The organism is Melioribacter sulfuriphilus (assembly GCF_051488685.1).
GTDB lineage: Bacteria > Bacteroidota > Ignavibacteria > Ignavibacteriales > Melioribacteraceae > Melioribacter.
Map to the genome: position 1 here is coordinate 226,103 of NZ_JBPSEH010000008.1, position 9,647 is coordinate 235,749.

The following is a 9,647-nucleotide window of genomic DNA, read 5'->3' on the forward strand; positions in this document are numbered from 1 at the left end:
TTATGCCTACAAGTAATCAAGAATATTTAATGATGCTTCCCTTCGTTTTGTTGGGAGCTACTATATTAATATCGATAATTATAGAAATATCATTAAAACGCAGCGAGGAATTTTTACCCTGGTTTTCCGCCGTTGCTTTTTTGGCAACAGGTATCATATCGCTCTGGAATATAAATGATCAGACAATGCTTTTCGGCGGTATGATAGGCATAGGGGGAAAGTCTGCTATATTTAATTTTATTTTTAATATCGCCGCAATGCTTGTTGTTCTGGCTTCTGCAGATTATCTCAAAAAATACGGTACTTATTACGGTGAATATTATATTTTGATACAATCTTCGGTTCTTGGAATGATGTTGATGGCAAGCACTCAAGATTTGATAATGATTTTTATGGGGCTCGAATTGATGTCGATTTGTTTTTATATTCTTGCCGGAATTAACAGAAAGAAATTAACCGCAAACGAAGCTGCATTGAAATATTTTCTTTTAGGAGCTTTCGCATCTGGTTTTATTCTTTATGGATTAGCTCTGGTTTACGGTTCAACCCAAACCACGAGTATCTATTCAATAGTGGATAAAATCTTTTCATTGCAAGGAAATATCTTATTCTGGACAGGTGTATTACTCTTGGTAGTGGGCTTCAGTTTTAAGATAGCAGCTGTACCATTCCATATGTGGGTGCCCGATGTTTATCAGGGAGCAGCGACTACAGTAACTGGATTAATGTCCACGGCTGGTAAAACAGCAGCCTTCGCTGTCCTTATAATCTTTCTTGCACTTTCCTTTCCTGTAAATGGAAATAATGTTTTACAGCCGTATTTTGCAATAATTGCTACTCTATCGATGATAGCTGGAAGTATTATTGCACTATCTCAAAGTAATTTGAAAAGACTGCTGGCATATTCTTCAATTGCACATGCTGGCTATATGTCCATAGGTCTTGCTGCTAACAATGTAGAAAGTATAAGTGGTATTATTTTTTATCTTGCTGCATATACTTTTATGAATATCGGAGCGTTTGCTGTCATATCCGTACTTGAGGGCGAATTGGATACTAATCTGGATCTCGATTCGTACGCGGGATTGAATTCTCGCAGTCCTTTCCTTGCGGCAGTTATGTCGCTTTTTATGTTTGCTCTGGCGGGCATTCCTCCGCTTGCAGGGTTCTTCGGTAAGTATTATGTATTTCTCGGGGCAATTGAAGGTGGTCTAACGTGGTTGGCAATCGTCGGTGCACTGTCGAGTGTAATTAGCGTCTATTTCTATCTTAAAGTTGTTGTATATATCTATTTCAAGGAACCTCAAAAAGAATTAAGCTTAAACGTCAGTCCTTATAGTTTATCTGCAATTGTCATCTCAGCACTTTTTGTATTATTATTTGGAATATTTCCTGACTTGCTTTTAAGAATCATCAGCATTGCTGTTGGTTAAAGTTATGATTCCATTATTTACATCCCAACAAGTACGAAGCGCAGATAGGTTTGCGATTGAAAAGCTCGGTTTGCCCGGAACGGTTTTAATGGAAAATGCTGCACGGAGTATTTTAGAACAGATTAAATCTCACTTTGTCCTCTCCGAAAAGATGGTATTCGGTATTGTTGCGGGTAAGGGTAATAATGGAGGAGATGGATTTGCGCTTGCACGCCAACTCTTAATAAATGGTTACAGAGTCAATGTAGTTGCACTTGCAGATGACAAAGAATTGAAAGGCGATGCACTTTTGAACTTTGAGGTTCTGAAAAATCTAATCAAATATTATCCCGATTCAAAATTAATAAAGTACAAAAAGCTATCCGACCTTTCCGTACTAAATACCGCCGATGTTATCGTTGATGCTATACTGGGTACGGGTAGTAAAGGAGAATTAAGAGAGCCGTATAAATCGATAGTTGAAAAATTAAATACTATCGATGCTTATAAAGTGGCCATCGATCTGCCAACCGGACTTGATGTTGACACCGGATACGGTAGTGTTGTTTTTAATGCCGATTTGACTGTAGCACTTTCAGAATACAAGTCGGGGCTTTTTTATGGCAGGGGTTATACTCACTGTGGTAAAGTTGTAAAAGGCTCGATTGGAATTGGGTCAGAATATTACAATCAGTTGGAAACAGATACTTACTTAATCGAACCTGAAGATGCTTTCCTGAATTTGCCAGAAAAGAAACGGGATGTACACAAATATTCAGCAGGGAAGGTGTTGCTAATTGCTGGTTCTAAGAATTTACCAGGAGCTGCTGTGATGGCTTCGGAATCGGCTCTGAGGGCGGGAGCTGGTGCAGTAGTTCTGGCCGTACCAGATTCAATTGCAGAAATGATTCGTATAAAACTCGGTTCGGCGATTGTATTTTCGTATAATGATGATCAGAAAGGCTTTTTAATTGAAAATGCATTATCTCAGCTTGAAGAAAAAATAAAATGGGCAGATGCAATTGCAATTGGACCTGGACTCGGACACGAACCTGAAACAATTAATGCTGTAATAAAAATTCTTAAGAGCTATAGCAATAAAAAATTCGTTATTGATGCAGATGCAATTATTGCACTGAAAAACTCAAAATTAGAACTGAAGAATTGTATATTGACACCGCATACCGGAGAATTTGCCAATCTTGTCAGTGTTACAATTGAAGAGTTGAAATCAGATCTAATACCAAAGGCGAAAAAATTTGCTTTAACGAATAAATGCCATCTTGTTCTGAAAGGTGCTCCTACAATTATATTTAATCCTGCCGGAGAAGTATTTATTAACACAATTGGTAATCAAGGAATGGCTAAATTCGGAACAGGCGACATTTTAACAGGCCTCGTCGCTTCGTTCGTTGCACAATCCAGCAACATAGAAGCTTCGGCCATAGCAGGTGTCTATCTACACAGTCTTGCTGCTGATTTGCTAGCTCAAGAAAAAACAATTTACGGTTTCACAGCTAATGATATAACGGAAAAAATTCCTTATGCAATCAAATTCATTATTGATACGTTTTTACCAAATATTGAGAAATAATCCGCGTCTTTATGTCTACACGCCACTTTTAATATATTGGTTATTTCTATTTTCTCTAACAACAATTCCCGCTGATAAATTACCTCAAATATTTATATGGCAGGATAAATTACAACATTTCATCGCATACCTTATCTTATCTATGTTGTTGACACTTACTGTCCATTTCCAGAATAAAATTTACAAATTTGCACAAAGACCATTTAGCGTTACATTTTGGTTTACTACTATTTATGCTTCAATTGACGAAATACACCAGGCGTTTATTCCAGGCAGGTATTGCGATATATTCGATTTGATTTTTGACATTACTGGAGGTACGGTGGGAATATTTATTATACATAAATTTTTAAATACTGTAAAAGAGCAGAAACAATTTAAAATATGAGAGGTAAAAGAGGAAAAACAAATTGACTATTCACTCTCAATTTTTTAAGTTTGCTAAGGCTAAATGTGTAAATAGGAGATAAATTGTGGCTTTAAAGAAAAATCCAAAGGCAGATCTAAGGAGACAGTATAAGAGAGTTTTTGAGATTAGTATTATTATCTCTCTGGCTGTCATAATTCTTGCCTTCAAGTTTTTCCCTGAGATGAAGAAAGAAGATGTAAAACTTGAAGCGGCGCAAGAATTGGTAAACGTTGAGGATGTAGTAAATACTAAACAGGAAGCGGCTCCTCCTCCACCTCCAAAGCCGCCAATTCCGATCGAAGCTCCATCCGAAGATGTATTGGAGGATATAGCAATTGGGGAAACCGAACTCGATGTAAACGAGCAGGTGACATCAGCTCCGCCACCACCACCTAAAGAAGAGGCTAAAGAAGAAGAAGAAGAGGCTGTTTTCTTCGTTGCTGTTGAAGAACAACCCGAGCCAATAGGTGGTATTGAAGCTATTCAGAAAAGAATTATTTATCCTGAAATAGCAAAGCGTGCCGGTGTCCAAGGTAGAGTTTATATCAAAGCTTTTGTCGATGAAAACGGAAATGTTGTAAAGGCAGAAGTTATTAAGGGCATTGGTGCCGGTTGCGACGAAGCTGCCGTTAAAGCTGTTACGGAAACTAAGTTTAAACCTGGCAGACAAAGAGGTAAACCTGTTAAAGTTCAGGTATCCATTCCCGTTGTATTCAAGCTTCAATAAAATTTTGGGGCTCTCTAAAAGTAAGTTTTTTCGCAAATTGCGTGAAAACTAAATCTAAAATTGAATATACTTTTAGAAAGCCCATTTTTTTTATTTTTTCCGCTTTTATAAAATATCCGCAGTATTAAATTGATAATTGAGATAAACAACCTTCGTTTTAGTTACCAGAATCACTCGGGATATAATCAATTCAAACTCAGAGTTGACGACTGGAGCGTAAAGAAAGGTACATTTTTAAGTCTACTTGGCCCAAATGGAAGCGGTAAATCTACACTTCTTAAGTTAATTCTTCGCTTTATTGAACCTGAAAAAGGGAATATTTTTATCGACGGTATTAACATTAACGATTATAAAAGAAAAGATTTAGCCAAAAGAATTGCCTATGTTCCGCAGAAAATCAGTTCCGCATTTCCGTACTCCGTGTATGAAACTGTGATGATGGGTAGAACTCCATACATGAATTTTATGGGATTTGAAAAAGAAGAGGATAGAAGAATAGTTAAACACACCTTAGAAATGTTCGAAATCGATCATATTAAACATAAAGGAATTAACGAAATTTCAGGTGGCGAATTACAGAGAGTGATGATTGCCAGAGCTGTTGCACAAAATACTTCTATAATCCTGCTCGACGAACCAAATGCACACCTCGATATCGAACATCAGGTCAGTATTTACGGTATTCTTAACGAACTGAGAAAACAAAAAAAAATTACGGTTATAGCAGTTACTCACGATCTTAATTTGGCTGGTGTTTATTCGGATGATATCGCTTTTATGGTTAACGGCAGCATCGTAATTTCTGGCAAAAAAAATGAAGTTCTTAACGAAAAAAATATTAAAGAGATATTCAAAGTAAATGTTGAAATAATTAAATATAAAGATGATATTTTAAACGTTTTGGTAAAACCTGATAAGCTGAATTGAAAGCCGCGAATAAACAAATTAAGCTACTTTTCTTTATTGCCGCATTTACGGTACTTTTTTTATTTATTTCTACACTCAAATATCTTAATAACGAATTGAGTCCAGTTAACTATAATCCTTCCTATTTTGGAAATCTGTTAAATATCGCTGTAACGTTCACAACAATTACTGGTTTACTTGTTGCCCAAAAGAAAAAGAGAAGTATTTCAAGGTTTTTTTTAACTCTGTTGCTAACACTTTCTATTCTACCTCTGATTCTGATATTAATAGATAAATTTACAGGATTACTAAACTTACTTGATTCATATACATCAGAAGAATACTTTTTTACTTTCCAGATTAAAAAGGTTCACATTGGTCTGCTTTTTCTAATCTCTTTTTTCTTTCAACTTTATTTAGCTGTCTATCTTTGGAGTAATGTATTTTTTAGAGAAAAGTTTGTTTACTTGTTTTCGCTGTTCAGAACATTACTTCTTTTAGCACTCTTTTTTATTATCAGTCTGTTTTATATTTGGTTTTATCCCGTGTCGTTGGATGAATCAAGTAGCAAGACATACGATTATGCACTTGTTCCTGGTGCGGCTGTATGGAATAAAAAGCTACCCAGCCCAATATTCGAGGCTCGATTGCGAAAAGCCCTTGATCTTTACAGAAATGGAAAAATAAAAAAAATAATTTTAACCGGCGGAAAAGCACCCGGTGAGTTGAGCGAAGCAGATGCCGCATATCTCTTTTTGTTGAAACTTGGAATTGATGATTCGTCCATTATAAAAGAAGATAAATCAGGTACAACACTCCAACAGGTTAAATTTCTTTATAATTATCAAAAAGAAAAAAATAATTCGGGAAAAATTGTATTTATCTCGGACAAATTTCATTTACCACGGATCAGTCAAACTTGTAGCTTCTTCGGTATTAAAGTGGATTTAATACCGTCAGGCTATAAGATGATTTTTTCACGTGCATTTTATTACAGACTGAGGGAAGGCATTGCATTAATACTTTTCTGGTTGTTTGCCATCTAAGAATTATTACCGAAGAATTTTTATTTTACCACTAAGTATCTTAGATTTGTGTGTTAAAAATTGGTCTTTTATATAATGAGCAAGAAATCAATAAGGCGAATTCTACGCGAAAGAGCGCTCCAGGTTCTTTATGCATATGAACTCAACGGCGAAGGTTTAGAAGCGTTAATAAATGGTCTGCTGTCTGATATTTCTGTTCAAACCGATATCGACTTTGCCAGAGAACTAATCGAAAAAACAATTATTAACAGAAATGAACTTGACGAAAAAATTAAGGAAAAAGTCGCTAATTGGGAAATGGACAGAATAGCATTAATCGACAGGATATTGCTCCGAATTGGCATTTGTGAATTGCTCTACTTTCCTGATATCCCACCCAAAGTTACCATAAACGAGATAATCGAAATAGCTAAGGACTTTTCCACTTCGAACAGCAATAAATTCATCAACGGCATACTCGATGCCATATTATCCGATCTAAAGGAGTCGGGCAAGTTAAATAAAAGCGGCAGGGGATTAATTGACCAGTCGCTTACCAAGTCGTCCCAAAGAAATTCATTGGATACTCTTGACAATCAAGAATCTTAGAAATAAAGAAAAATTCCGAATCTTAGTCTGGACCCTCTTTGACTTTGCAAATACTTCATATTCAATTGTTGTTGTTACATTCCTTTATGCAGTCTATTTCAAGCATACAGTAGCAAATGGTGAACCGATAGGGGATTTCTATTGGAGCATAGGCACAAGTGTTTCAATGTTTGTTACTGCTCTTATTTCACCAGTACTGGGAGCTATAGCTGACTATTCTGCGGGTAAAAAAAGATTTTTATTGTTTTTTACTGCTCTGTGCATTTTATCTACTTTTATGCTCTACTTTATTAATCGTGGCGATTTGATTTGGGGACTTATCCTTTTCATTCTGGCCAATATTGGATTTGAAGCAGGCCTTGTATTTTATGACTCATTTTTACCAGAAATTACAAAAGAAAGCAGTTACGGCAGAGTAAGCGGTTATGGATTTGCAATGGGATATTTAGGTTCCTTTACTACACTGCTTGTTGTTTATCCTTTTATAGAACGAGAAATGATTAAAGAAACATTTCCGTTATCAGCTTTCATTTTTTTTGTTTTTGCCCTTCCGTTATTTCTCTTTCTGAAGGATTCAAGAAAAAGTCGGGAAATAAACGAGTCATATTTCACAATTGGATTTGGCAGAGTGGCTGCCACGTTGAAGAATTTGAAGAATTATCGAAATCTTGTGATTTTTCTTATATCATATTTCTTTTTCATCGAAGGCGTTAACACGGTAATTTATTTCTCGGGAAATTATGCCAGTACGACGCTATCCTTTTCTATGAAAGAATTGATTTTGTTCTTTATGATTGTTCAAACTACTGCCATAATCGGTTCAGTAGTGTTCGGTGTGATATCCGACTCAATTGGGCAAAAAAAATCGTTAGTAATTTCTCTTTCAATCTGGATTGCAACCATATTACTGGCTTATTTTACAAGTACGACAGAAGCGCCATTAATTAAATTAACTGCATCGCTTTTTAATATTAATCTTGAATTTGATGGACATTTATTATTGAGTAGATATTTTTATCTTGTTGGATTGCTTGCTGGAATGGTAATGGGTGCAACACAATCGATTAGTAGAAGTATGATGTCCAAACTAACCCCTTACGACAAGAAAACAGAATTTTTTGGTTTCTATTCTTTTTTCGGAAAAAGTTCTGCTATATTAGGGCCACTTGTATTTGGAATTACAAGTTATCTAAGCGGTAGCCAACAATATGCCATACTGAGTATCGGTATTTTTTTTATCATTGGATTAATTTTTCTTGGGGGAGTACGCGAAAGGTGATTCAATTTTTGGTAATAATAATTTTTTTACAGCCGTAGAAAAACAAAACCACAAAAATTAAAATCCATATAATAATCCAGACCAGCCGGGGAATTCCACTTAGATAAGAAAGCAGGGCAACATCGGATTGCATCAAATTGTCTTGAGAATAGTCTGAAAGAATATCGTCTACGACATAAATTAGGCCAATTAAACCTGTTATTTTGAAAAATAAATTACTAAAAATAGACGGTGTAAATCTCACAACTATAAAAAATGATACAGCAATAAATAAAACTATTATTGATATTAGAGAATTGTTAATAAAATTTGCTGTGATAAAAATTAATGCCGCAGGTATGCCAAATTCAGTAATAGTTTTCAATTTATTATTGTATGCAGAAAAAAATAATATGATTGCAATAGTATAACTTCCGGGATAACCACTTAGAGCAATAATCAGATCATTCCCATTTTCAATAATGCAGCCACCAGATAGATCCCTGTTTAATTCGATTCCAATTACTTTTCCGCCAGTGACATAAGCTGCAAGTGCATGCGAAGCTTCGTGAAACAATATCAGTGAGAGTTTTATTGGATATATGATCTTTGTATTCCAGAAAAAAGTAATCACTAAAAGTGAAGCCGCTATGATGATCAATTCTGTTAACTTATTGAACTTTTTCATAGGTATAAACTTATAAAAAAATATTGAATCTGAATTCAACTGTTGATAATTTTGTAATTGATAAAGCTCGAATGTAAGCTAATGTTCATTGAAATAGTTATTTCTTATTATACAAAAATATTAATCAAGAACAAGCGGGCGTAACTCATCCGTCGATTGACGGAGGTAGAGTGACAGCTTGGAAAAAAATAATAAATTAAGAATAAGCGGGCGTAACTCATCCGTCGATTGACGGAGGTGGAGTGGCAGCTTGAAAAAAAATAATAAATTAAGGACAAGCGGGCGTAACTCATCCGTCAGTTGACGGAGGTAGAGTGGCAGGTTGGAAAAAAATAATAAATTAAGAATAAGCGGGCGTAACTCAGTAGGTAGAGTGGCAGCTTCCCAAGCTGCATGTCGCGGGTTCGAATCCCGTCGCCCGCTCTTAAAAATTTTCATGGGGTATTGAATATTTACTATAAATAAACTATAATTTGTACTCAATTTTTTGAAAATTTTTCTGAGTATTTAATTAAGTACTGTCTATTCACTTTTAGTGATATTTAGACATTACAAATTAATTACATTTTGAAAAAGAAATAATTGGGCGCTTAGCTCAGCTGGTTCAGAGCACCTGCCTTACAAGCAGGGGGTCGTAGGTTCGAATCCTTCAGCGCCCACAAGAAAAGACCTCGTAAATAAAGCGAGGTTTTTTTATTTATGAGTTATTATGTCTACATACTAAAATCTGATAAAAATTTCAGTTACATTGGACAGACTTCAGATCTGAACGACAGACTTACACGTCATTTTAATAACAGGTCAAAATATACGAAGGATAAAGGTTCCTGGAAGTTAATAATAAGTTATGAAGTTATTAGTCGTTCTGAAGCTGTAAGTCTTGAGAGGAAATTAAAGAAGATGAAAAATGTAGAGAAAGCCATAAAATATTTGGAAAAGTTAAAACAAGAGAAAGAAGCTGGTTCAGAGCATCCCGACTAAAAGTCGGGAGGGTCGTAGGTTCGAATCCTTCAGCGCCC

At 35.5% G+C, this 9,647-nt stretch carries 10 protein-coding genes and 2 tRNA genes; 11 read left to right on the top strand and 1 reads right to left on the bottom strand.

From position 1 onward, the window contains the following. Window positions 1-2 precede the first annotated feature (2 nt). The 8 genes from ACSSV9_RS12410 (at window position 3) to ACSSV9_RS12445 (ending at window position 7,961) form a co-directional block, all read left to right on the top strand. The gene (locus ACSSV9_RS12410; RefSeq protein WP_437347570.1) at window positions 3-1,433 is read left to right on the top strand and encodes an NADH-quinone oxidoreductase subunit N; all 1,431 of its coding nucleotides are present in this window, start codon (window positions 3-5) and stop codon (window positions 1,431-1,433) included. A 4-nt stretch (window positions 1,434-1,437) separates the two neighbouring features. Beyond that, a complete protein-coding gene (locus tag ACSSV9_RS12415) occupies window positions 1,438-3,006 on the top strand; it encodes an NAD(P)H-hydrate dehydratase (RefSeq protein ID WP_437347571.1) in 1,569 nt (522 codons plus the stop codon). After that, window positions 2,996-3,394, top strand: coding sequence for a VanZ family protein (locus tag ACSSV9_RS12420; protein WP_437347572.1), 399 nt, complete (start codon window positions 2,996-2,998; stop codon window positions 3,392-3,394). Before ACSSV9_RS12415 ends, ACSSV9_RS12420 begins: the two co-directional genes overlap by 11 nt. Before the next feature lie 202 nt (window positions 3,395-3,596). Beyond that, on the top strand, window positions 3,597-4,142 hold the full coding sequence (locus ACSSV9_RS12425) for an energy transducer TonB (RefSeq protein WP_437347573.1): 546 nt from the start codon (window positions 3,597-3,599) through the stop codon (window positions 4,140-4,142). A gap of 129 nt (window positions 4,143-4,271) precedes the next feature. After that, the gene (locus ACSSV9_RS12430; protein ID WP_437347574.1) at window positions 4,272-5,069 is read left to right on the top strand and encodes an ABC transporter ATP-binding protein; all 798 of its coding nucleotides are present in this window, start codon (window positions 4,272-4,274) and stop codon (window positions 5,067-5,069) included. Next, entirely contained in the window at window positions 5,066-6,094 is a 1,029-nt protein-coding gene (locus tag ACSSV9_RS12435; RefSeq protein WP_437347575.1) for a YdcF family protein, read from the top strand. Before ACSSV9_RS12430 ends, ACSSV9_RS12435 begins: the two co-directional genes overlap by 4 nt. Before the next feature lie 75 nt (window positions 6,095-6,169). Continuing rightward, window positions 6,170-6,682, top strand: a complete 513-nt coding sequence (gene nusB, locus ACSSV9_RS12440) for a transcription antitermination factor NusB (protein WP_437347576.1) — start codon at window positions 6,170-6,172, stop codon at window positions 6,680-6,682. Beyond that, complete coding sequence (locus tag ACSSV9_RS12445) at window positions 6,615-7,961, top strand: MFS transporter (RefSeq protein ID WP_437347577.1); 1,347 nt, start codon at window positions 6,615-6,617, stop codon at window positions 7,959-7,961. Before nusB ends, ACSSV9_RS12445 begins: the two co-directional genes overlap by 68 nt. 1 nt (window position 7,962) lies before the next feature. Here the strand turns inward: ACSSV9_RS12445 and ACSSV9_RS12450 are convergent, their stop codons facing one another. After that, window positions 7,963-8,628: a M50 family metallopeptidase gene (locus tag ACSSV9_RS12450; RefSeq protein ID WP_437347578.1), complete on the bottom strand. Its 666-nt coding sequence runs from the start codon at window positions 8,626-8,628 to the stop codon at window positions 7,963-7,965. Window positions 8,629-8,978: 350 nt separating this feature from the next. Here ACSSV9_RS12450 and ACSSV9_RS12455 point away from each other — a divergent pair. From ACSSV9_RS12455 to ACSSV9_RS12465, 3 genes are all read left to right on the top strand, one after another. Next, window positions 8,979-9,051: transfer RNA gene (locus ACSSV9_RS12455), tRNA-Gly, on the top strand. A gap of 161 nt (window positions 9,052-9,212) precedes the next feature. Beyond that, a tRNA-Val gene (locus ACSSV9_RS12460) sits at window positions 9,213-9,287 on the top strand. A gap of 40 nt (window positions 9,288-9,327) precedes the next feature. Continuing rightward, a complete protein-coding gene (locus ACSSV9_RS12465) occupies window positions 9,328-9,609 on the top strand; it encodes a GIY-YIG nuclease family protein (protein WP_437347579.1) in 282 nt (93 codons plus the stop codon). Window positions 9,610-9,647 lie beyond the last annotated feature (38 nt).